The 22,382-nt window shown below is 70.5% G+C and carries 20 protein-coding genes; 2 read left to right on the forward strand and 18 right to left on the reverse strand.

Annotation, left to right across the window (positions count from 1 at the left end):
- Positions 1 to 116: 116 nt before the first annotated feature.
- The 7 genes from CACI_RS36030 to CACI_RS46540 form a co-directional block, all read right to left on the reverse strand.
- The gene (locus tag CACI_RS36030; RefSeq protein ID WP_015795837.1) at positions 117 to 2,054 is read right to left on the reverse strand and encodes a TIGR03960 family B12-binding radical SAM protein; all 1,938 of its coding nucleotides are present in this window, start codon (positions 2,052 to 2,054) and stop codon (positions 117 to 119) included.
- A 109-nt stretch (positions 2,055 to 2,163) separates the two neighbouring features.
- Entirely contained in the window at positions 2,164 to 3,387 is a 1,224-nt protein-coding gene (gene rodA, locus CACI_RS36035; RefSeq protein ID WP_015795838.1) for a rod shape-determining protein RodA, read from the reverse strand.
- 7 nt (positions 3,388 to 3,394) lie between these two features.
- Positions 3,395 to 5,569 (reverse strand): penicillin-binding protein 2, encoded by a 2,175-nt coding sequence (mrdA, locus tag CACI_RS36040; RefSeq protein ID WP_015795839.1) that lies wholly within the window; start codon positions 5,567 to 5,569, stop codon positions 3,395 to 3,397.
- Entirely contained in the window at positions 5,570 to 6,151 is a 582-nt protein-coding gene (gene mreD, locus CACI_RS36045; protein WP_015795840.1) for a rod shape-determining protein MreD, read from the reverse strand.
- Between the two features lie 30 nt (positions 6,152 to 6,181).
- On the reverse strand, positions 6,182 to 7,054 hold the full coding sequence (mreC, locus tag CACI_RS36050; RefSeq protein WP_015795841.1) for a rod shape-determining protein MreC: 873 nt from the start codon (positions 7,052 to 7,054) through the stop codon (positions 6,182 to 6,184).
- 9 nt (positions 7,055 to 7,063) lie between these two features.
- Positions 7,064 to 8,101, reverse strand: a complete 1,038-nt coding sequence (locus CACI_RS36055; protein WP_041543219.1) for a rod shape-determining protein — start codon at positions 8,099 to 8,101, stop codon at positions 7,064 to 7,066.
- Positions 8,102 to 8,398: 297 nt separating this feature from the next.
- Positions 8,399 to 9,568, reverse strand: a complete 1,170-nt coding sequence (locus CACI_RS46540; RefSeq protein ID WP_015795843.1) for a phosphatase PAP2 family protein — start codon at positions 9,566 to 9,568, stop codon at positions 8,399 to 8,401.
- Positions 9,569 to 9,648: 80 nt separating this feature from the next.
- Between CACI_RS46540 and CACI_RS36065 the strand changes: the two genes are divergently transcribed.
- Positions 9,649 to 10,344, forward strand: a complete 696-nt coding sequence (locus CACI_RS36065; protein WP_015795844.1) for a hypothetical protein — start codon at positions 9,649 to 9,651, stop codon at positions 10,342 to 10,344.
- 14 nt (positions 10,345 to 10,358) lie between these two features.
- Here CACI_RS36065 and CACI_RS36070 read toward each other — a convergent pair whose 3' ends face one another.
- The 11 genes from CACI_RS36070 to CACI_RS46545 all read right to left on the reverse strand — a co-directional run bounded on the left by CACI_RS36070 (position 10,359) and on the right by CACI_RS46545 (position 21,447).
- Positions 10,359 to 10,718: a DUF4233 domain-containing protein gene (locus CACI_RS36070; protein WP_263053452.1), complete on the reverse strand. Its 360-nt coding sequence runs from the start codon at positions 10,716 to 10,718 to the stop codon at positions 10,359 to 10,361.
- An 11-nt stretch (positions 10,719 to 10,729) separates the two neighbouring features.
- Entirely contained in the window at positions 10,730 to 12,277 is a 1,548-nt protein-coding gene (gene folC, locus CACI_RS36075; protein WP_015795846.1) for a bifunctional tetrahydrofolate synthase/dihydrofolate synthase, read from the reverse strand.
- Between the two features lie 37 nt (positions 12,278 to 12,314).
- Complete coding sequence (locus tag CACI_RS36080; RefSeq protein ID WP_015795847.1) at positions 12,315 to 14,963, reverse strand: valine--tRNA ligase; 2,649 nt, start codon at positions 14,961 to 14,963, stop codon at positions 12,315 to 12,317.
- A 47-nt stretch (positions 14,964 to 15,010) separates the two neighbouring features.
- Positions 15,011 to 15,361 carry a type II toxin-antitoxin system PemK/MazF family toxin gene (locus CACI_RS36085; RefSeq protein ID WP_041543226.1) on the reverse strand — a complete coding sequence of 117 codons (351 nt, stop codon included), beginning with the start codon at positions 15,359 to 15,361 and terminating at the stop codon, positions 15,011 to 15,013.
- A gap of 17 nt (positions 15,362 to 15,378) precedes the next feature.
- Complete coding sequence (locus CACI_RS36090; protein WP_015795849.1) at positions 15,379 to 15,606, reverse strand: antitoxin; 228 nt, start codon at positions 15,604 to 15,606, stop codon at positions 15,379 to 15,381.
- Between the two features lie 108 nt (positions 15,607 to 15,714).
- Positions 15,715 to 17,031, reverse strand: coding sequence for an ATP-dependent Clp protease ATP-binding subunit ClpX (gene clpX, locus CACI_RS36095; protein WP_015795850.1), 1,317 nt, complete (start codon positions 17,029 to 17,031; stop codon positions 15,715 to 15,717).
- Positions 17,032 to 17,246: 215 nt separating this feature from the next.
- A complete protein-coding gene (locus CACI_RS36100) occupies positions 17,247 to 17,891 on the reverse strand; it encodes an ATP-dependent Clp protease proteolytic subunit (protein ID WP_015795851.1) in 645 nt (214 codons plus the stop codon).
- A gap of 70 nt (positions 17,892 to 17,961) precedes the next feature.
- A complete protein-coding gene (locus CACI_RS36105; protein WP_015795852.1) occupies positions 17,962 to 18,588 on the reverse strand; it encodes an ATP-dependent Clp protease proteolytic subunit in 627 nt (208 codons plus the stop codon).
- Positions 18,589 to 18,844: 256 nt separating this feature from the next.
- Complete coding sequence (gene tig / locus CACI_RS36110) at positions 18,845 to 20,245, reverse strand: trigger factor (protein WP_015795853.1); 1,401 nt, start codon at positions 20,243 to 20,245, stop codon at positions 18,845 to 18,847.
- Positions 20,246 to 20,371: 126 nt separating this feature from the next.
- A complete protein-coding gene (locus CACI_RS36115; RefSeq protein WP_015795854.1) occupies positions 20,372 to 20,842 on the reverse strand; it encodes a GNAT family N-acetyltransferase in 471 nt (156 codons plus the stop codon).
- A 74-nt stretch (positions 20,843 to 20,916) separates the two neighbouring features.
- Positions 20,917 to 21,447 carry a hypothetical protein gene (locus tag CACI_RS46545; protein ID WP_015795855.1) on the reverse strand — a complete coding sequence of 177 codons (531 nt, stop codon included), beginning with the start codon at positions 21,445 to 21,447 and terminating at the stop codon, positions 20,917 to 20,919.
- Between the two features lie 88 nt (positions 21,448 to 21,535).
- On the opposite strand from CACI_RS46545, the gene CACI_RS36120 reads away from it, so the two are divergent.
- Complete coding sequence (locus CACI_RS36120) at positions 21,536 to 22,258, forward strand: DUF2625 domain-containing protein (RefSeq protein ID WP_041540676.1); 723 nt, start codon at positions 21,536 to 21,538, stop codon at positions 22,256 to 22,258.
- Positions 22,259 to 22,382 lie beyond the last annotated feature (124 nt).

Genomic DNA, 22,382 nt, shown 5'->3' on the forward strand with positions numbered 1-22,382 from the left:
CCGGGTCGAGGGCGATCGTCCGGCGCGCCCAGACGTGGTCCCGCCGAGTTTTCCGTGCGCTGCGGCGGCTGCGGCTGCGCCGCCTCGCCAGAGCAGCCGCCGATCCGCGCACGCTCTCAGACGACAGTGAGCGGCAGGAGCTTCACCCCGGTCGGTCCGACCTGGATCTCCGTCCCCATCTGCGGGCACACGCCGCAGTCGTAACACGGCGTCCAGCGGCAGTCCTCGACCTCGTTGCCGCCGCCCTCGGCCGCCTCCAGCGCGTCCTGCCAGTCCTCCCACAGCCAGTCCCGGTCCAGCCCGGAGTCGATGTGGTCCCAGGGCAGGACCTCGTTGTACTCGCGCTCGCGGACGGTGTACCAGGCCAGGTCGACCGGGGTGTCGGCGAGCGCCGCCGCGGTCGCGTCGGCCCAGCGCTGGTAGGAGAAGTGCTCGCTCCAGCCGTCGAAGCGGCCGCCGCGCTCCCACACCTCGCGGATCACCTTGCCGACCCGCCGGTCGCCGCGCGAGAGCAGGCCCTCGATGACGCCGGGCTTGCCGTCGTGGTAGCGGAAGCCGATGGCCTTGCCGTAGTTCTTGTCGGCGCGGATGGCGTCGCGCAGCTTCACCAGGCGGGCGTCGGTGCCCTCGGCGTCGAGCTGCGCGGCCCACTGGAAGGGGGTATGCGGCTTGGGCACGAACCCGCCGATGGACACCGTGCAGCGGATGTCGCGGGTCCCGGAGGCCTCGCGGCCGGCCTTGATCACCTTGCGCGCCAGGTCGGCGATCTGCAGGACGTCCTCGTCGGTCTCGGTGGGGAGCCCGCACATGAAGTACAGCTTCACCTGCCGCCAGCCGGCGCCGTAGGCGGCGGTGACGGTGCGGATCAGGTCCTCCTCGGTCACCATCTTGTTGATGACCTTGCGCATCCGCTCACTGCCGCCCTCCGGGGCGAAGGTCAGACCGCTGCGGCGGCCGTTGCGCGAGAGCTCGTTGGCCAGGTCGATGTTGAAGGCGTCGACCCGGGTCGAGGGCAGCGACAGCGAGGTGTTGGTGCCCTCGTAGCGGTCGGCCAGACCCTTGGCGACCTCGGCGATCTCGGTGTGGTCGGCGCTGGACAGCGAGAGCAGGCCGACTTCCTCGTAGCCCGTGGCCGCCAGGCCCGCCTCGACCATCTCGCCGATGCCGGTGATGGAGCGCTCGCGGACCGGCCGGGTGATCATCCCGGCCTGGCAGAAGCGGCAGCCGCGGGTGCAGCCGCGGAAGATCTCCACCGACATGCGCTCGTGCACGGTCTCGGCCAGCGGGACCAGCGGCTGCTTGGGGTAGGGCCACTCGTCCAGGTCCATGACCGTGTGCTTGGCCACGCGGAACGGCACGCCGTGCCGGTTCGGCGCGACCCGGCGGATGCGGCCGTCGGGCAGGTAGTCGACGTCGTAGAAGCCCGGGACGTAGACGTTGCCGGTGCGCGCCAGGCGCATCAGCAGCTCCTCGCGCCCGCCGGGGCGGCCCTCGGCCTTCCAGGCGCGGACGATGTCGGTGATCGCCAGCACCGCGCCCTCGCCGTCGCCGACCACGGCGGCGTCGATGAACTCGGCGATCGGCTCGGGGTTGAACGCCGCGTGCCCGCCGGCGATCACCACCGGGTGCTCCAGCGTCCGCTCGGCGGCGGCCAGCGGGATACCCGCCAGGTCCAGGGCGTTGAGCATGTTGGTGTAGCCCAGCTCGGTGGAGAAGGAGACGCCGAACAGGTCGAAGTCCTTCACCGGCCGGTGCGCGTCGACGGTGAACTGCGGGATCTTCTGCTCCCGCATCACCTTCTCCATGTCCGGCCACACCGCGTAGGTGCGCTCGGCCAGGACGCCCTCGCGCTCGTTGAGCACTTCGTACAGGATCATGACGCCCTGGTTGGGCAGCCCGACCTCATAGGCGTCCGGGTACATCAGGGCCCAGCGGACGTCACAGGCGTCCCAGTCCTTGACGGTCGAGTTCAGCTCGCCGCCGATGTACTGGATCGGCTTCTGCACACCCGGCAGGACCGCTTCGAGCTGCGGGAACACGGATTCGACTGGCATCGGATTACTCGTCCTTGGGCTTGCTGGAGGATTGTGGCGGGCTGACGGCGCCGCGGATCCAGCCTAACGCGTGCCAGAAGGGCGGTCCCGCCCGTTCACTCCACGGCGTTCACTCCACCGTGATCGCCGGCCGGGTCGAGCGCAGCCGCACATTCTCCACCAGCCCGACGGCGATGAAGCTGGCGAACATCGAGGAGCCGCCGTAGGAGACGAACGGCAGCGGGATGCCCGCGACCGGCATGATGCCCAGCGTCATGCCGATGTTCTCGAAGGTCTCGAAGGCGAACCAGCTGACCACGCCGGCGCAGACCAGCATCCCGAACAGATCCTCGCACTGCCGGGCGATGGCGATGCCGCGCAGCAGCAGGACCGCGAACAGCGCGATGAGGACCACACCGCCGACGAAGCCCAACTCCTCCCCGGCGACCGTGAAGACGAAGTCCGTCTGCTGCTCGGGGACGTAGCGGCCGTTGGTCTGCGTGCCGTTGAACAGTCCCTTGCCCAGCACGCCGCCGGAGCCGATGGCCAGGCGCGCCTGCGCGGTGTTGTAGCCGACGCCCTGCGGGTCCAGGTGCGGGTCGGCGAACGCCGCGAACCGGTTGACCTGGTGCTGGGCCAGCAGGTGCAGCTGCGTGGCGGCGAGCGCGGCGACCGCCGAGCCGACGCCGAGGGCGGCCAGCCAGCGGCCGCTGGTCCCGGCGAAGACCAGCAGGCCGGCGGTGGCGACCAGGATCACCATCGCCGAGCCCAGGTCCGGCAGGAGCATGATGATGCTGGTCGGCGTGCCGGCGGCCAGGCCCGCCAGCGCGATCCGGCGCGGGGTGACCGCGTCGTCCCGCTCGGACATCCCGGACAGCGCGCCCTTGGCCGGCGCCAGCGTCAGCACCACCGCCAGGCCCAGGACCACCGCGACCTTGGCGAACTCGGCGGGCTGGATGGAGAACCCGCCGCCGAGCTCGATCCAGGACTTCGCGCCGTTGACCGTCGAGCCCAGCGGGCTGAGCACCGCGGCCAGCCCGAGCAGCGCCAGCACGTAGAACACCGGCGTGACCGCGCGGATCCACGCGTAGGACAGCAGCGACGTCAGCACCATCAGGACCAGGCCGATCGCCAGGTTCATCAGGTGCCGCTTGAGGAAGAACTGCGGGTCGCCGCCGGTCAGGCTGGTGCGTCCGCGGGTCGCCGACCACACCAGGACCGCGCCGTAGACCGCCAGCGCCAGCGCCGCGGCCAGCAGCGTCCAGTCGAAGCGGCGCAGCCGGCTGGCGCGGCGGCGGCTCTCGGCGACCGGCATCGCGGCCGGGCCTTTGTAGATCGCGGGGTTCAGGGTCACGGCGCTCTCACTGCTTCGTATCAGGCGTCGGCGACGGCGGCGGAGGCGTGGGCAGGGTGGTCGCCGGCGGCAGCGCCGGCAGCAGACCGTCGGGGCGCACCGCCGGCAGCGCGGTCGGCAGCGTGCCCTTGGGGTCCGGGTGTCCCATGTCGACGCCGAACAGCGCGGCCAGGATCGCCTCCACCGACGGTCCCGACGTCCCGACACCGGTTCCACCCTGGGAGACCATCATCGCCACGACGTAGCGCGGACCGGACTCGGTCCCGGCGTAGGCGACGAAGCACGACGTGGTCTGCTTCCCGTAGACCTCAGCGGTACCGGTCTTGGCGTAGGTCGGGATCAGGTTCTCCGGCCAGGCGGCGAACGCCGGTCCCGCGGTGCCCTCGGTGGAGGTGCCGTGCAGCGCGTCCTCCAGGAACGCCAGCGTCGAGGCGGACACCGGCAGCTTGCGGCTCACGATCGGCGCGAGCTCCTTGACCACCTTGCCGTCCGGGGAGATCAGCGCCCGGCCGATCTGCGGCTGGTACAGGACGCCGCCGTTGGCGACGGCCGCGTACACCCGCGCCAGCTGCAGCGGCGTCACCAGGTCGCCGCCCTGGCCGATGGCGGAGATCGCGGCGTCGCCGGGCTGGTATTTGAAGCCGTCGGTGCAGTTCTCCTTGGCGAGCGCCTGCAGGTACGCCGCCCTGGTCGGGTCCGAGCCGAGCAGTTCGGGGTAGCCGTCCTTGGCGCGCTTGCACCAGATGCCGTGCATGTTGTTCCAGGTGAGCTGCTTCTCCGCGCGGGTCTGGATGTCGCCCTTGGCCTCGCCCGGCAAGTCGATGCCGGTCTTGGCGCCGAGCCCGAAGGCGTGCGCCATGGTGGCGATCGGCTCCAGCGGGTGCGCGACCGGGCGCAGCCCGCCGTCGCGCAGCCACATCTGGTAGGCGACGCCGTAGAAGACCGTGTCGCAGGAGACTTCGATGGCGCGCTTGAGCGAGATCGGCCCGAACGCCTCGCCCTCGAAGTTGGTGAAGCTCTGCCCGCCGATCTTGAAGGCCGGCGAGCAGTCGTAGGTCCCGGTGCCGAAGCCGTCCTGGAGCATCGCGGCGGTGGTCACGGCCTTGAACGTGGAGCCCGGCGCGAACTGTCCCTGGAAGGCGCGGGACAGCAGCGGGGTCCCGGCCGAGTCGCCGGTCAGGGCGGAGTAGTCGGCCTGGGAGATGCCGCCGGTGAAGACGTTGGGGTCGTAGGTCGGCGTGCTGGCCATCGCCACCACACGGCCGGTGCGGGCGTCCAGGACGACCGTGGCCGCCGAATCGGCGGCGTAGGGCTTGCCGTTGGTCGGCGAGGTCTGCGAGCGGGCCCGGTTCACCGCGTTGTTCAGCTCGCGCTCGGCGATCGCCTGGATCCGGGCGTCGATCGAGGTGACCAGGTGGTCGCCGTTGACCGGCGGCTTGGTCGCCATGGTCGACTGCGCGTGCCCGAGGATGTCCACGGAGACCTGGGTCTCGCCCTCCTGGCCGCGCAGGTAGGAGTCGTAGGTGTCCTCCAGCCCGGCGCGCCCGATCAGGTCCGAGCGCTGCATCACCTCGCCCTTGGCGGTCGCGGCTGCCAGTTCCTTTTCGGTGACCGGAGACAGGTAGCCCAGGATGTGCGCGGCGTTCAGGCTGTAGGGCGCGGGGAAGCGGCGGACGGTCTCCGGGCCCGCGATCACGCCCGGGTAGAGCTCGTGCTGCTCGGAGACGTCCAGCGCCTGCTGGACCGAGACGTTGCGCGCGATCGGGACCGGCTGCAGCAGCGAGCCGTTCCAGCAGGGCTTGGGGACCTTCGCGGTGCAGGGGCGGATCTGGTCGGAGATGGCCTGCGGCGTGGTGCCCAGGACCGAGGCCAGCCGGGCCAGCGTCGAGGCGCCGTGGTCCTTGGTGCCCAGCAGGGTGGCGCGGTCGACCGACAGCGTCAGCGCCGACTTGTTGTCGACCAGGGGGCGGCCGAGGTCGTCCAGGATGTCGCCGCGCACCGCCGGGGTGATCACGGTGCGGACGTCGTTCGCGGCGGCGGCGTCGCGGAACGTCTGGCCGGTGCGCACCTGCAGGTACCACAGCCGGGCGACCAGCGTCCCGAGCAGCGCGAGCACCAGCACGCGCAGCACCATCAGCCGCGCGCGCCGCCGATCGGCGAGCCGGCTCTGAGCGGAAGTCATCTACAACACCTGCGTACTGCCGGCCGAGGCGCGGCGATTCAAGGTCTTGACGCCCGGCAGGCGGCTGTGCGAGCGCTGCGTGGGCAGGCCGCGGGCGTCGCCGCGGGTGAGGACGAAGCTCACCACCGGGATGACGAACGGCGCGAGGACGCCGGTGTACAGCGCGGACGCCGCGGCAGCGGCCGGCAGGCCGTGGAAGTCGGCGGTGCCCACCGCGCCGGCCAGGCCCGCGTACAGGAACGGCGAGAGCGCGGCCAGGCACGCGACCACCAGGATCGGCCGCAGCACAGTGCCCTGCACCGCGCCGGCGGTGCGCCCGGCCAGATACCCGGCGAGACAGAGCACGAACGCCTGGCTGCCGACCGCGTGCGCGGCCGGCGGCGAGACGTCGGCGGCCAGCCCGAGCAGGAAGCCCACGACCAGCCCGGTGCGCGGGCCGCGGGCGAAACCGGTCGCGGCGACCACGGCCATGAGCAGGTCCGGGGCGGCCAGCGGCAGGCGCACCGCGGACAGCAGCGCGTCCTGCGCGGCCAGAACCAGGGTCAGGCCGCAGATCATGGTCAGGAAGCCGGTGAGTCTCAAGGGTCACACTCTCTCGGGGTCGGGCAGGGGTCAGTGCGCCACCAGCGCGTCGCGCGGGTCGGTGCGCGGCGGCTCGACCACGACGCCGACGGTCTGCAGACCGTCGTAGGCCACGTACGGCTTCACGATCGCGGTCCGGGTCAGCGCGCCGGGCGTGGGCTGCACCGAGGTCACGGTGCCCAGCGGCACGCCGGGCACGAACGGCGTGCCGCCGGCCGAGCCGAAGGTCAGCACCGGCGTGCCGAGCGGGATGTCGGCCTGGGGGTCGAAGAACTGCACGCTCAAAGCCCCGTTCCCGCCGCCGGTGGCCAGCCCGACCTGCCCGCCGCCGGCGCCGCCGGTCCCGGGGGTCCGCACGCCCACGATGAAGCGCGGGTCGTCGGCCAGCAGCACGGTCGAGGTGTCGCGGCCGACCGCGACGGTGCGTCCGACCAGTCCTTCGCCGTCGAGCACGGTCATGCCGGGCTTGATCCCGTCCATCGAGCCGGCGTCGATGGTCGCCGACCACGTGCCCTGCTGCTGCGGGGCGAAGGACATCACCCGGGCCGGGATCGTCCGGTAGCCGCCGACCGTCGCGACGTGCAGCAGCTTGTCGAGCTCGGCGGCCCGGGCGCGGACGTCGGCGGCGGTCTCGGACTGCACGCGCAGCGCCGCGTTCTGCGTCTTGAGCCGCGCGATCTCCTTCTTGTCCTGCTCGCTGTGGCCGAGTCCGTGCACGAAGTCGCCGACCGGCCGCTCGGCCGCCGCGACCGAGCGCGCGACCGGGCCGAGCACGGCCTCGCCGCCGGAGCGCAGCGGCTGCAGCGGCGAGCGCGGCCCGCCCCGGGCGTCCACGGTGATCATGGCGAAGGCCGCCGCCAGCAGTACCGCCAGCAGCAGCCTCGTCCGCTTGTCGTCACGCACGCTCCCGGACTACCTCCGCCCGGGACGGCGGCGGTTGTTCAAGGAACCCAGCACCGGGGCGAGCGCCTCGAACTCCTCCAGGCAGCGGCCCGAACCCAGGACCACCGAGTCCAGCGGGTTCTCCGCGATGTGCACCGGCATGCCGGTCTCCTCGCGGATCCGCTCGTCCAAGCCGTGCAGCATGGCGCCGCCGCCGGTGAGGACGATGCCGCGGTCCATGATGTCGCCGGCCAGCTCCGGCGGGCACTTGTCCAGGGTGTCGCGCACCGCGTCGACGATCGCCGTCACCGGTTCCTCGATCGCCTTGCGCACCTCGCCGGAGGACAGCAGGATCACCTTCGGGAGCCCGGAGACCAGGTCGCGGCCGCGGACCTCGGCGCGGGTCTCCTCCCCGGAGTCCCAGGCCGAGCCGACCGTCACCTTGATCTCCTCGGCGGTGCGGTCGCCCAGGAGCAGCGAGTACTCCTTCTTCGTGTACTGGATGATCGCGTTGTCCAGCTCGTCGCCGGCCACCCGCACGCTCAGCGCCGTGACGATGCCGCCGTAGGAGATGACCGCGACCTCGGTGGTGCCGCCGCCGATGTCGACCACCATGTTGCCGGTCGCCTCCTGCACCGGCAGCCCGGCGCCGATCGCGGCGGCCATCGGCTCCTCGATGAGGTGCACGCTGCGCGCGCCGGCGGCGCTGGCCGCGTCCTCGACCGCGCGCTTCTCCACGCCGGTGATGCCGGACGGGACGCAGACGATGACCCGCGGCTGCGCCAGCCAGCGCCGTTTGTGCGCCTTGCGGATGAAGTAGCGGAGCATCCGCTCGGCGACTTCGAAGTCGGCGATGACGCCGTCCTTGAGCGGCCGGATCGCCACGATGTTGCCGGGCGTGCGGCCGATCATCTTCTTGGCCTCGGCGCCGACCGCGAGCACCGCGCCGGTCGTGGTGTCCACCGCGACCACCGAGGGTTCGTTGAGCACGATGCCTCGGCCGCGTACGTACACCAGGGTGTTCGCGGTCCCGAGGTCCACCGCGATGTCCCGACCGATGACCGCCATCCCGGAGCCCATGCGCGATCCCCATCTTCCGTCGCTCGGATGTTGCAGAAGTCTTGCCGTCGCTGTGTGGTGCCTTGTGGCGTCGGCGCGGCGACAGGCGCGAAAGTGCCGCGCCCGCCATCGATCCTAACCAGCGTTATGCCCGATAGATCCCTGAGCATCCGATTCACCCCGAAGCGGTACGCCCGAACGGGTGAGAATGCTTATGTCAGGGGTCTGGAGGGCGGGTCTGCGGCATTCCGCGCGGCGCGCGCCACGCGGGTGTCCGCCCTTGCCGATGCCCGAAGCCGCCGGGGTTCACGGCGCCTGGATCGTCAGTCCGCGCGGCGGACGCAGGCCCACCGACTCCAGATTCCGGCACACCGCGAGCATGGCGCCGGCCGCGCCGACCGCCGCGCCGAGCGCGAACGCCTGCGCCGACCAGTAGGCGGCGTCGTCGCGCGTCACTTCCGAGACCGCGCCGTGGTAGCGCACGAAGTAGGCGGCGCCGATGGCCAGCGCGGCGGTCGCGACGCTCAGCACCACCGCGTACAGCAGGCGCTGTCCCAGACTGCTGCGGCTCACCGAGGGCCCGGGGCGCACGAGCCCGAGCTGGGCCACCACCGCCAGCCCGAGCAGCCCGACGGCCAGCGCGAGGAGGTCGGCGGCGAGGGTGTCGGAGACCCGGTGCCAGTCGGCGGCCACCGTCGCCACCCCGGCGAAGGCCGCGCCGGGCAGCGCGAGCACCGTCACCGGGACGTACCAGCGGCGGCTGACGATGATGAGGGCTGCGAACAGCAGGCCCATCGCCGCGGCGGCGTGGCCGGACGGGAGGGTGTTCGGTGTCTGGTACGGAGTCAGCGCCGTGTGGGCGGTGGCGACCGCGTGGGCGGCTGCGGCTGCCGTCGCGCTGCCGGGAGCCGCGGGTGCGGCGGCGGGTGCGGCGGCGGGTGCGGCGGGTGATGCGGCGGCTGCTGTGGCTGTGACACCGGCGGCGTGGGCTGCCATGCTCGCCGCTTTCGCCGCGCCGGCCGCGCTCGCCGTGTGCGCCGCCTGCGCCGCCCGGGCCGCCGCCCGGACCGCCTCGGCACCGAACGCCGGCCGGCTCGGCAGCGCTCCCTTGAGGACCCGCGCCGCGATCACCGTCCCGACGGCCGTCGCCACACCGCATACTGCGAGCAGCACGCGCCGCCGCAGCAGCCCGACCGCGGCGATGACCACGAGCGAGGCGCCGAAGCTCTCGGCGGTGAGCCGGTTCAGCCACCGGTCGGCGTCGCCGTACCAGCTCCCGCTCCGGTGCTGCCCGGCGCCGGCCAGGGCGGCGTTCTCGAAGTCCTGCCCCCACCGCGTCCGCACGGCGAGCAGGTAGACCACGAACACGCCCGCGAGCGCGACCACCGCCCCGGCCACCAACCGGTTGCGCAGATCACGTCGCGAGCCGACGGTTGCCGTGTGGCGGTCCACGGCCAGGGCCTCGGGGTAGGACATGTGGAGGAGTTACCCGGGCGGCGGGGCGGAATGGCGTGGATTAGTCCGAATTGATGATCACGGGGCGGGTGAGCGGGGGAATGGGTTCGACGCGCAAGGACGGCACGCCGGGACCGAGCTTGGCGGGCTACCGGTTCCTCCAGACCCTGACGTGGTCGGCGGCGCCATTCGTCATGCTCTTCGGGACCGTCGCTCTGGTCGGAATCCGGCGCACTCCGGAGGACCGCGCCGACTACCTCATCAGCTGGCCGGTCTGCTGCCTGGTCGCCGCCGTGGCGACGGTCGTCTTCTACGCCGCGCTGTTCGCGCTCCGGCGCCACCGGAGCCGGGCGGCGGCGATCGATGCCCGCCGTCGGCGGCACACGCGCTCCCAGAACAGCGCGGAGGCGTACTGGGAGGAAACGCGCGTCAGGTACTTCGGCGACCGACGGCTGCCGCTGCCGATCGCCCTAAGTCCTGCGCTCTGGACGCTCCCCGCGATGTTCGCCGGCGTCCAGCAGCTTGCGCCGGACCCGGTCACCGGTCAGACCCCGGTGAACGTGGGGAGCCTGGTCGCCGGTCTCGTGCTGCCGGTGCTGGCCTTCATCTTCTGGGGGTACTTCGGCAGAGGCCTGACCGCCCTGTGCGTTGTCGCGTGGGCCGGCTGGGCCGCGTGGGCCGTCGGCGGACACGAGACGGCGTCCGCCGTCGCCGGCTGGATCGGGCTCGTGGCGGTGGTCGTCGCGACTATGGCGACGACGCTGGCCCGGCGGCGGCAGCTGGCACGTGGCGCCTAAGGACTAGGAACTGCCTACGACTTCGCGCCCGCGGCCTGCGCCTGCGCCGCCTCATAGGCCGCGTAAGCCGCCGCCTTCTCCGCGTCGATCTGCCGGCCGGCGCGCAGTCCCCAGTACCACAGCAGCGCGAAGCCGCCGCCGATGAAGAACATGTCGGTGATCACGAACCCGGCGACGACCAGCGCCGCCTGCAGCACCCAGCCGAGCGAGTACGCCCACTGCTTGCGCAGCATGCCGCACAGCAGCGCGGCCAGGACCATGCCCGGACCGCAGATCGCCCAGACCGTGCCGGTGCCGAGGTCGGAGAGCTTCATCGCCACCAGGGCGAAGAAGAGGATCACCAGAACCTCGAAGCACAGCACCGAGGCCGCCATCCGCCGGACCATCATCGGTCGTCACCGCCGTACTCGTCGTCAGAGAACCCGTCGCGGTCGCCGTCCGGCTCGCTCTCGCGCTCCCCGCTGTGTTTGATGTTGAAGCTTTGTTCGAAGTCGCGGTCGTCGAAGTCCTCCTTCTCGGCGTCCTCGAACCGGACCTCCTCGAAGGAGTGCCGGTCCTCGACGCGCTCGGAGCGGTCCCGCACCAGCAGGGTACGCGCCTGCCCCGCGGTGACCACCGACCCGGTCACGATGACGCCGGCACCGCTGGAGGTTCCGGCCGGGATCGCCGCCTCCGCCAGGCCGATCGCCACGTCGATGGCGTCGTCCAGGCGCGTGACCAGGTGGACCCGCTCGGCGCCGAAGATCTCGGCGGCGAGCTCGGCCAGGACCGCGGCGGGCATGGCGCGCTCGGTGGTGTTCTGGGTGATCACGACCTCGTTCAGGACGGGCTCCAGGACCTCCAGGATCCCGGCGACGTCCTTGTCCCGCATCGCGCCGACCACGCCGACCAGGTGGTCGAAGGTGAAGTCGTCGGCCAGGGCCTGCGCGGTGGCGCGGGCGCCGGCCGGGTTGTGGGTGGCGTCCAGGATGACCGTCGGGCCGCGGCGGACCACTTCCAGCCGCCCGGGCGAGGTGACCTTCGCGAACGCCTCGCGGACCACGTCGGGGTCCAGCGTGGCGCCGCCGCGGCCGGCGCCGAGGAAGGCCTCGACGGCGGCCAGCGCGGTCGCCGCGTTGTGCGCCATGTGCGCGCCGTACAGCGGCAGGTAGATGTCGGTGTACTCGCCGGCCAGACCCTTGATCGTCAGCTGCTGGCCGCCGAGCGCCTGCTGCCGCTCCACGACGCCGTACTCGATGCCCTCGCGGGCCACGATGGCGTGCACCTCGGAGGCCCGGCGCAGGATCACCTCGGCGGCCTCGACCGGCTGCTGCGCGAGGACGACCAGCGCGCCCTCCTTGATGATCCCGGCCTTCTCGGAGGCGATCTTCGCCGGGGTGTCGCCGAGGATGTGCGCGTGGTCCACGTCGATCGGGGTGATCACCGCGACCTGGCCGTCGGCGACGTTGGTGCAGTCCCAGGTCCCGCCCAGGCCCACCTCCAGCACCGCGGCGTCGACCGGGGCGTCGGCGAAGGCCGCGAAGGCCATGGCCGTGATCACCTCGAAGAAGGACAGCGGGAACTCCTGCGAGGCGTCCACGATGTCCACGTAGGGCCGGATGTCCTCGTAGACCTCGACGAAGCGCCGCAGCGGGATCGGCGCCCCGTCCAGGGTGATGCGCTCGTTCATCGACTCCAGGTGCGGCGAGGTGAACCGGCCGGTGCGCAGGTTGAGCTCGCGCAGCAGGGTCTCGATCATCCGCGCGGTGGACGTCTTGCCGTTGGTCCCCGTGATGTGGACGACCGGGTACGCCTTCTGCGGATCGCCGAGGATCTCGGTCAGGGCCCGCACCCGCGCCAGGGTCGGGTCCATCTTCGTTTCCGGCCAGCGCTCCAGGAGCTCGCGCTCGACTTCGTCGAACTGCTCCTGGAGCTCCGGGTCGATGTTCGCCATGTGCTGATGGTTCCTTATCGCGGCCGGTTGGGGCCGATTAAGCGGACGGCAGCGCGTCGAGCTGAGCGCCCAGGCGGGCGATGTCGCTCTCGGCGTCGGCCAGCCGCTTGCGGATCTTGTCCACCACGGCGTCGGGCGCCTTGGCCAGGAAATCGGCGTTGCCGAGCTTGGCGTTCGCCTGCTCGACCTCCTTGCGCGCGGCGGCCAGACCCTTGTCCAGCCGCTTGCGCTCGGCGGCGACGTCGATCGTGCCGGAGGTGTCCAGCTCCACCTTCGCCCCGGTCGCGGCCAGGGTCGCGGTGGCGCTGAAGCCGTCCTCGGGGGCGGTGAGCCGGTTCAGCAGCCGGATCGCCGGCTCCTGTCCGGCCAGCTTGGGGTCGGTCAGCGTCAGCCGCGCGACCACCCGCTGCGCGTCCTTCACGCCCTGGTCGGTGCGGAAGCGGCGCACCTCGGTCACGACCTCCTGCACGGCCTCGATCACCGCCTCGGCGGCCTTGTCGGTCCGCGCCAGGTCGGCGGCCGGCCACTCGGCGATCACGACCGACTCGCGGCCGGTGAGCGCGGTCCACAGCGTCTCGGTCACGTACGGCACGGCCGGGTGCAGCAGGCGCAGCATCACGTCCAGCACGTGGCCGAGCACGGCGCGCGCGGTCTGCGCGTCTGGGTCGTCGGGTGCGACACCGATCGGCAGGCGCAGCTTGGACAGCTCGATGTACCAGTCGCAGACTTCGTCCCACGCGAAGTGGTAGAGGGCTTCCATGGCCTTGGCGAACTGGAAGTCCTCATAGAGGGCGTCCACCTCGGCCACCACCTCGTTGAGGCGGGACAGGATCCAGCGGTCCTCGACGGTCAGCCGGTCGGCGGACGGGAGCTCGGCGGGCACGTACGCGCCGTTCATCATCGCGAAGCGCGTGGCGTTCCAGATCTTGGTCGCGAAGTTGCGCGCACCGGCGATCCAGTCCTCTGCGACGGCCTGGTCCGAGCCCGGGTTGGCGCCGCGCAGCAGACCGAAGCGCACCGCGTCGGAGCCGAACTTGTCCATCCACTCCAGCGGGTCCACGCCGTTGCCCTTGGACTTCGACATCTTCTTGCCGAACTGGTCGCGCACCAGACCGGACAGGACCACCTTGTCGAAGGGCTGCTTGCCGTCCATGGCGTACAGGCCGAACATCATCATCCGGGCGACCCAGAAGAAGATGATGTCGTAGCCGGTGTGCAGCACCGAGGTCGGATAGAACTTCGCCAGATCGGCGGTCCGCTCCGGCCAGCCGAGCGTGGAGAACGGCCACAGCCCGGAGGAGAACCAGGTGTCGAGCACGTCGGAGTCCTGCTGCCAGCCCGCGCCGGCCGGCGGCTCCTCGTCCGGGCCCACGCACACGACCTCGCCGTCCGGGCCGTACCAGATCGGGATCCGGTGTCCCCACCACAGCTGGCGCGAGATCGTCCAGTCGTGCATGTTGTCGACCCAGGCGAAGTAGCGCGGCTCCATCTCCTTGGGGTGGATCTGCACGCGGCCGTCGCGCACGGCGTCGCCGGCGGCCTTGGCCAGCGGCTCCACCTTCACCCACCACTGCATCGACAGCCGCGGCTCCACCACGGTCTCGCAGCGCGAGCAGTGGCCCACCGGGCGCAGGAGCTGCTTCTGGCCGACGACGCGGCCGTCCTCGCGCAGCGCGGCCACCACGGCCGGGCGCGCCTCGAAGCGGTCCATGCCCAGGAACGGGCCGTGCACGGTGATGTTCGCGTGCTCGTCCAGGATCGAGGGCATCGGCAGGTTGTGCCGGCGGCCGATCTCGAAGTCGTTCGGGTCGTGGGCCGGCGTCACCTTCACCGCGCCGGTCCCGAACTCCGGGTCCACGTGCTCGTCGGCGACGATCGGGATGCGGCGGTCGGTGAGCGGCAGCGCCACCTCCTTGCCGATCAGGTGCCGGTAGCGCTCGTCGTCGGGGTGCACGGCCACCGCGGTGTCGCCGAGCATGGTCTCGGCGCGGCTGGTCGCCACCACGATCGAGTCCTCGCCGTCGCCGTAGCGGATCGACACCAGCTCGCCGGGCTCGTCGTAGTGGTCCACCTCGATGTCCGACAGCGCGGTCAGACAGCGCGGACACCAGTTGATGATCCGCTCGGCGCGGTAGATCAGACCGTCCTCGTAGAGCTTCTTGAAGATGGTCTGCACAGCCTTGGACAGGCCCTCGTCCATGGTGAACCGCTCACGCGACCAGTCCACGGAGATGCCCAGCCGCCGCTGCTGGCCCAGGATCTTCCCGCCGTACTCGGCCTTCCAGTCCCACACCTTGCGCACAAAGGCCTCACGGCCCAAGTCGTGCCGGGACAGCCCTTCCTTGGCCAGCTCCCGCTCCACCGCGTTCTGGGTGGCGATACCGGCATGGTCCATCCCCGGCAGGTACAGCGCCTCGAAACCCTGCATCCGCTTGCGCCGGATGATCGCGTCCTGGATCGACTGGTTGAGCGCGTGGCCCACGTGCAGCGACCCGGTCACGTTCGGCGGCGGGATGACGATGGTGAACGGCTCCTTGTCAGAAGCCGCGTCAGCGGTGAAATAGCCGTTCTTTACCCACCGCTCGTACAGCTCGCCCTCTACCTCTACCGGCACGAAAGCGGTCGGCAGAGTGGTGGCGGCGCCGGCGGCGCCCTGAGCGGCTGCGGAGTTGGTGGTTTCATTCACGCAGACAAGCTTAGTGGTGCCCAGGAGGCGTTTCCGCCGAGTATCGGCTAGAGCGCGAGGTGCAGACGCAGCGCGGCGTCCAGGCTCCGCATCGTGCTCGGGCTCAGGGTCGTGATGCGGCTTCCGATGCGCGCCACGTCCACGGTGCGGACCTGTTCGGCCTGGGCTTTGGAGTCGGTGCGCAGACCCGGATGGTCGGCCGCGTCGATGAGTATCTGGAAGGGGTACACGCGCTCAGTGTTGGAGGTGACGGGCACGACGGTCACCACACCGCGGCCGTAGCGGTGGACGGCGCTGTTCACCCCGTCGTTGGAGACCACGACGGCCGGGCGGCGTTTCTTGATCTCACCGCCGCGCGCGGGGTCCAGATTGACCCAGCACATGTCTCCGCGGCGCAGGGCGGGTACCGCACCGCTCACTGGTCGGCCTCGTCAGCGATCCCGTCGCCGACGACGCCGTCCCACACCTCGGCCTCGCCCGAGCTGACCCATTCGTCGTAGGCGGCGGTGTAGTCGTCGACGATGCGCACCGACCGGGCGAGCTTGATGGCCGCCTGGACCGCGGCCGAGCGGGAGTTCCGGTCCAACTCGTCCAGGAAGGCCACATCGGCGTCCGGCAGGGAGATGCTCAACTTCGTCGCCATACCGTCATCCTACCCGAGTAGGAATGGATTCTCACCCTGTTCTCATCGCGACACGAAAGCGGCGGCCCGCCGAAGCGAACCGCCGCCCTTGCCGTCTGTCGAACACCCCTACGCCGACCGCTCCCGGCGCTCGGTGAGGTTCTGCTGCGTACCGGTCCGCCGGAACTGCTGGTCGCGGGGCACCAGGGTGGGCAGCACGTGCTCGCGCACGACCTCGCCGGTGATGACCACGGTGCCGACGTCGGAGTGGCTGGGGACCTCGTACATCACCGACATCAGCACCTCCTCCATGATCGCGCGCAGGCCGCGGGCGCCGGTGCCGCGCAGGATCGCCTGGTCGGCGATGGCCTCCACGGCGTCGTCCTCGAAGACCAGCTCCACGCCGTCGAGCTCCATCAGCTTCTGGTACTGCTTGATCAGCGCGTTGCGCGGCTCGACCAGGATCCGGACCAGCGCCGCGCGGTCCAGCTTGTGCACCGAGGTGACCACCGGGAGCCGGCCCACGAACTCCGGGATCATGCCGTACTTCAGCAGGTCCTCGGGGAGCACGTCGGCGAAGACGTCGGTGGTGTCCACGTCGTAGCGGGAGCGCAGCTGGGCGGTGAAGCCCATCCCGCGCTTGTTCACCCGGGAGTCCACGATCTTGTCCAAGCCCTCGAAGGCGCCGGCCACGATGAACAGCACGTTGGTGGTGTCGATCTGCAGGAACTCCTGGTGCGGGTGTTTGCGCCCGCCCTGCGGCGGCACCGAGGAGACCGTGCCCTCCAGGATCTTCAGCAGCGCCTGCTGGACGCCCTCGCCGGAGACATCGCGGGTGATCGACGGGTTCTCGGCCTTGCGGGCGATCTTGTCGATCTCGTCGATGTAGATGATCCCGGTCTCGGCCTTCTTGATGTCGTAGTCGGCCGCCTGGATCAGCTTGAGCAGGATGTTCTCGACGTCCTCGCCGACGTACCCGGCCTCGGTCAGCGCCGTGGCGTCGGCGATGGCGAACGGCACGTTCAGCATCCGGGCCAGGGTCTGGGCCAGGTAGGTCTTGCCGCAGCCGGTCGGGCCCAGCAGCAGGATGTTGGACTTGGCCAACTCGATCTGCTCGCCGCGGCGCCCGCCGCGCTCGCGCTGGTAGTCCCCGGCCTGCACCCGCTTGTAGTGGTTGTACACCGCCACCGACAGGCTCTTCTTGGCGTTCTCCTGGCCGATGACGTACTCGTCGAGGAAGTCGTAGATCTCCTTGGGCTTGGGCAGCTCTGCCAGCCCGCGGGCGGCTGCCGGCTCGCCGGGCTCCTCCTCGATGATCTCGTTGCACAGATCGATGCACTCGTCGCAGATGTACACGCCGGGGCCCGCGATGAGCTTCTTGACCTGCTTCTGACTCTTGCCGCAGAAGGAGCACTTCAGCAGGTCGGCGTTGTCGATGCGTGCCACGGTGGAGCTTCTCCTTTGTGAAGATCCCGGTGCTGGACCCACTACTGGCGCCCGGAGGCGCTTCGTAGTCTGTCCCCCAAGACGGTACCGCTCATACCCCCGGCGAGGCGTGAGCGCTCGACAATCGCGAGCGCATCGGCCGTGGCATCGAATGATAATCCGATGCCACGGCCCATGGCGGGTCACCCCGCCGATATATCAGTGTCCGCAACCGGTCATCGAACGTTCAGGGACTCGGTCCGGGAGGTGAGGACCTGGTCGATGATGCCGTAGTCCTTCGCCTCGTCCGCCGAGAGGATCTTGTCGCGGTCGATGTCCTTGTGCACCAGCTCCGGCTCGCGCCCGCTGTGCTTGGAGAGCATCTGCTCCATCACGGTGCGCATCCGCAGGATCTCGTTCGCCTGGATCTCCAGGTCGGACAGGTCGCCGCGGCCGCCCTCGCTCCAGGGCTGGTGGATCAGGATCCGGGCGTTGGGCAGCGCCAGGCGCTTGCCCGGGGTGCCGGCGGCCAGCAGCACGGCGGCCGCGGAGGCGGCCTGGCCCATGCAGACCGTCTGGATGTCGGGCTTGACCCACATCATCGTGTCGTAGATGGCGGTGAGCGCCGTGAACGAGCCGCCGGGGCTGTTGATGTAGATCGAGATGTCCCGGTCGGGGTCCATCGACTCCAGGGTGATCAGCTGGGCCATCACGTCGTTGGCCGAGGCGTCGTCGATCTGCACGCCGAGGAAGATGATCCGCTCGTCGAACAGCTTCGAGTACGGGTCCCACTCGCGGAAGCCGTAGCTGGTGCGCTCGCTGAACTTGGGGACGATGTAGCGGGCGTCGTGCTCAGGCCCGCGGTACTGCATGTCGTTCATGGGAAGAGTCCTCCGAGAGGGGGGCGGCGGGTTAAGGGTCTACGCGGGGCGCTGCCGGGGTGCGCGAACCTCAGGCCTGGGCGGTGCCGCCGGCGCCGGGGACGTCATTGGCGTGCGTCATGATGTCGTCGATCAGGCCGTACTCCTTGGCCTCCGCGGAGCTGAACCAGGTGTCGCGGTCGGAGTCCTTCTCGATCTTGTCCAGCGTCTGCCCGGTGTGCTGGGCGGTCAGCTCGGCCATCCGCTTCTTGCTCCGCAGCAGGCGCTCGGCCTGGATCCGGATGTCCGCCGCGGAGCCCCCGATGCCCGCGGAGCCCTGGTGCAGCAGGATCTCGGTGTTCGGCAGCGCGAAGCGCTTGTTCGGGGTGCCGGCGGTGAGCAGGAACTGGCCCATCGAGGCCGCCATGCCCATGCCCACGGTCACGATGTCGTTGGGGACGTACATCATCGTGTCGTAGATCGCCAGGCCCGCCGAGACCGAGCCGCCGGGGCTGTTGATGTAGAAGTAGATGTCCTTCTCGCTGTCCTCGGCTGTGAGCAGCAGCAGCTGGGCGCACAGCGAGTTGGCGATGTCGTCGTCGACCTGGCTGCCCAGGAAGATGATCCGGTTGCGCAGCAGCCGGTTGTAGACCTGGTCGCTCAGGCCGAGCGGGCTGTCCACGCCCGCACGGGCCATCGGGGTCAGCGGCGTCGTCATAGGTTCACCCTGCCTGGTTCGTCGGAAGCGGAATGCGCGGACCGGCTCGGCCCTGTCAGGGGTGTGATCGCCGGGTCCTAGGACGACCCTAACGCCCCGCTCCCCCGCCACGTCGGCGCCCCGGCCCTTGTTCGCTGACGGCATACGCTAAAGCCCCGCCTCCCGAGCGGGAGGCGGGGCTTTGGTACTACCGGGTGTTCGACGCGCGCAGGGCGCTCAGAACAGTCGCCACAGGTCTGCGCGGCGGGGGTGCGGCTCAGTCGTGCTTGTGGCCGTAGTGCTCGTCCTCCGGCGCCCGGCCGTGGCTGTCCGGGTTCTCGCCGTCGGTGTCCTCGACGTCGGGGGCGTTGATCTTCTTGACGTCCACCTCGTTGCCGGAGGCGTCCTTGACCTTCGCCGCCTCCAGGACCAGGTTCAGCGCCTTGCCCCGGCGGACCTCGCCGACCAGGGCCGGGATCTGCCCGGCGGAGGAGATCTGCTGGGCGAACTCGTCCGGGCGCATGCCGGCCTGCTGGGCGCGCTGGATGAGGTGGTTGGTCAGCTCGCCCTCGTTCACCGAGATCTCCTCGGCGTTGGCCAGCTTGTCCAGGATGAACTGGGCCTTGACGCCGTCGCGCACCTCCTCGGCGAGCTCGGCGTCGTACTCCTCCTCGGTCTTCTCCTGCAGCTTGAAGAAGCCCTCGCGGGTCATGCCGCCCATCGCGATCTGCCGGTCCAGGGCCTCGTTGCGCCAGGCCAGCTCGGAGTCCACGACCGACTTCGGCAGGGGGATCTCCACGCGCTCCAGGAGCACCTCCAGGACCTTGTCCCGGGCCGAGGCGACCTGCTCGAACTGCTCGGAGCGCTCCAGCGTCTCGCGCACGTTGGCGCGGAACTCCTCCATGGTGTCGAACTCGCTCGCCAGCTGGGCGAACTCGTCGTCCAGCTCGGGCAGCTCGCGCTCCTTGACCGCCGAGACGGTGACCTCGATGGTCGCGTCCTCGCCGGCGTGGGAGCCGCCGAGCAGCTTGGAGGTGAACGTGGCGGTCTCGCCGGCCTTCTTGCCGATGATCGCCTCGTCGGTGCCCTCGATCAGCTGGGTGGAGCCGACCTCGTAGCTCATGCCCTTCGCGGTGCCGTCCTCCAGCACCTCGCCGTCGATCGAGGCGGCCAGGTCCAGCGTCACGAAGTCGCCGTCGGCCACCTCGCGCTCGACCTCCTTCAGGGAGCCGAAGCGCTTGCGGATCTCCTCGATGCGCTCGGCCACGGCCTCCTCGGCCACGGCGGCGTCCTCGACCTCGACCTCGATGTCGTCGTAGGCGGGCACGTCGAACTCCGGACGGACGTCCACCTCGGCGGTGAACTTCAGGTCCTGGCCCGGCTCGAGCTCCTTGAGGTCCACGTCAGGCTGGCCGACGACCTCGATCTTGTTGTCCTCGACCGCCTGGCCGTAGAACTGCGGCAGGGAGGAGTTGATGGCCTCCTCCAGCGCGGCGCCGCGGCCGAAGCGCTGGTCGATGACCGCCGCCGGGACCTTGCCCTTGCGGAAGCCCGGGATCGAGACCTGCTCGGCGATCTTCTTGTACGCCGCGTCGAGGCTCGGCTTGAGCTCCTCGAAGGGGACCTCAACGGTGAGCCGGACCCGAGTGGGGTCCAGGGTCTCGACAGCGCTCTTCACTGCTGCTCTCCTTGCGGCGCTGCCGGCGGCAGCCTCGAGTCATGGCGCGACGTCGCGCGTGGACGGAATACGAAGCCCCATCGTAACCCGGAGTGCCGCCCCTGAAGGAAACGGTCCCCGAACTGGCTACAGCTCTCTTTGGTAGCAATGCGACTTCGTGTGGGACAACGGGCCGTCGGCATACGCCCCGAAACCGGGGATCGACACGTAGCCGGAGCGCTCGTAGAGACGGATCGCGGCGACCTGTTCGGGCCCGGTCTCCAATCGGAGCGTACGCCGACCGCGCGCTACCGCCGCCTGCTCCAACGCCGCGAGCACCGCACCGGAAACACCCCGGCCGCGCCAGTCCGGCACCACATACATGCGCTTGATTTCGGCGGCGCCGGGCTCCAGCGGACGCAGCCCGCCGCAGCCGACCGGCACGCCTTCGACGTGCGCGATCAGGAAGACGGCGATGTCGGCGGCGGAAGGCGCGACACCGGGTTCGCTGCCCGGTCCGTAGATCGCGTCGATCTCGGCGCGCTGCGCGTCACGCAGAGCGACCGCTTGCGGGTCGTCCCAGGGGACTTCGGTGACGGTGATGATCCCTGTGCTCACCGCGCCAGTGTGGCTCGGGGAGATGTCCTCGGTGTTTCCACCCGATCCCGTGGCTCGGCGGCCGGCTTCAGCTCTCAGCTGGCCAACGCCTGCACCGTCATCAACGGCATCAGCACCAGCAACACCACGCCCAACGCCGCCAGCACCGCGAACACCACGACGTTGAACCGGCCCATGGGCCCGACCGCGAAGTCGGCCTCGGTCGGCAGGTACCGCACCTCGGCTGTCGCGCCGACCGTCAGCGCGCGGCTGGAGGCGTCGGCGTGCCGGTGGGTGGCGCCGTCCGGAGTCGCGTACTCGAAGACGGGATAGGTGAAGTCGCTGTTGTGGAACGAGATCACGGCGGCGACGGTCGCGGTCACGCGCTCGGCGCCGGAACGCAGACGCCAACGCAGCCGCAGCGCGTCGAGATAGTCCGTCCGCAGCGCGGCGGCCGCCAGGAACGCGCCGAAGGCGGAGGTGATCGCGCCAATCAGGACGCTGGCATAGCCGTTGTTCGCATCGGTGTCGGACGCCACTATGACGACCGACTCCACGGCATAGAGAAGGACTGCGGTCAGCAGTATTCGTGTGCCCTTGGACAGAGCGGCCCACTTCCCGGCCATGCGCAACCCCTCCCCAGGATCTCGAGGCCATCGATGGTAGCGGGTCTCGGGGTCGGCACCATCGGACGAATCTGCCATGATCGGGCGAATGCGAGAACTCACCGAGCTGATCGAAGTGGACGATCCGGCATGGCCGGAGCTCCAGGCGTTGTTCGCGGCGTGCCCGATGCCCCTGACCGTCTTCGCACCCGACTCCGGGGAGAGCACGCGCGGGTTGCGGCAACTTCAGGTGACGGCACGGTCGATGCTCGGCGGGCTGACCCTGAACACCGGCGGCCTGCTGGTCGACGACGGCTGGGTGCGGGTGTTCGGCGCCGGCTCCGGGCGCGACGGGAACCTGCCGAGTCTGGCGCAGGTGAACGGGTTTCCCGAGACGTTCGACCCCGCCTGGCAGGCGGCGGCGGGACTCGTCGTGGCGCACGACGTGCTCGGCGGGGTGTTCGCCCTGAACGGGATGGACCCGGCGGCCGCGGGACGTCCCGGGCAGCCGGGCCAGATGATCTACTTCGCGCCGGACACCCTGCAGTGGGAGGCGCTGGAGATCGGGCACTCGGCGTGGGTCGCCTGGCTGCTGTCCGAGCGGCTGGAAGGGTTTTACAGCGCGCTGCGCTGGGACGGCTGGCGCGAGGAGGCCGCCGCGGCCGGACCGGCCGAGGGGATCAGCGTGTTCCCCTTCTTGTGGAGCAAGCAGGCTGAGGACGTCGCCACGACCAGCCGGCGCACCGTGCCGATGTCCGGCGTGCTGGGGATAGCCGCGGATTTCGCGCAGCAGATCGGGGTCGGGGATCCCGGGTTCCTCGGGCTGGTCTGAACTGTGCTGGCCAGAACTGCTGGCCAGAACTCTGCTGATTCAACCTCTGCTGGTCTGATCGCCGATTGAGTAGCGGCGGACTCGCGGCCGATCTCTTCGATGAGACCGGCCGCAGCTCGTGCGC

The organism is Catenulispora acidiphila DSM 44928 (assembly GCF_000024025.1).
GTDB classification, from domain to species: domain Bacteria; phylum Actinomycetota; class Actinomycetes; order Streptomycetales; family Catenulisporaceae; genus Catenulispora; species Catenulispora acidiphila.

Bases quoted from the DNA above. Each gene is read 5' to 3' on its own strand.
- folC (WP_015795846.1), bottom strand. From the start codon at position 12,277: ATGGCGAACATCGACCCGGAGCTCCAGGAGCAGTTCGACGAAGTCGAG.
- CACI_RS36120 (WP_041540676.1), top strand. From the start codon at position 21,536: ATGCGAGAACTCACCGAGCTGATCGAAGTGGACGATCCGGCATGGCCG.
- CACI_RS36030 (WP_015795837.1), bottom strand. From the start codon at position 2,054: ATGCCAGTCGAATCCGTGTTCCCGCAGCTCGAAGCGGTCCTGCCGGGT.
- CACI_RS36105 (WP_015795852.1), bottom strand. From the start codon at position 18,588: ATGACGACGCCGCTGACCCCGATGGCCCGTGCGGGCGTGGACAGCCCG.
- mrdA (WP_015795839.1), bottom strand. From the start codon at position 5,569: ATGACTTCCGCTCAGAGCCGGCTCGCCGATCGGCGGCGCGCGCGGCTG.
- CACI_RS46540 (WP_015795843.1), bottom strand. From the start codon at position 9,568: ATGTCCTACCCCGAGGCCCTGGCCGTGGACCGCCACACGGCAACCGTC.
- CACI_RS36065 (WP_015795844.1), top strand. From the start codon at position 9,649: ATGGGTTCGACGCGCAAGGACGGCACGCCGGGACCGAGCTTGGCGGGC.
- CACI_RS36055 (WP_041543219.1), bottom strand. From the start codon at position 8,101: ATGGCGGTCATCGGTCGGGACATCGCGGTGGACCTCGGGACCGCGAAC.
- CACI_RS36070 (WP_263053452.1), bottom strand. From the start codon at position 10,718: ATGGCGGCCTCGGTGCTGTGCTTCGAGGTTCTGGTGATCCTCTTCTTC.
- CACI_RS36100 (WP_015795851.1), bottom strand. From the start codon at position 17,891: ATGAACGACATGCAGTACCGCGGGCCTGAGCACGACGCCCGCTACATC.
- CACI_RS46545 (WP_015795855.1), bottom strand. From the start codon at position 21,447: ATGGCCGGGAAGTGGGCCGCTCTGTCCAAGGGCACACGAATACTGCTG.
- CACI_RS36090 (WP_015795849.1), bottom strand. From the start codon at position 15,606: ATGGCGACGAAGTTGAGCATCTCCCTGCCGGACGCCGATGTGGCCTTC.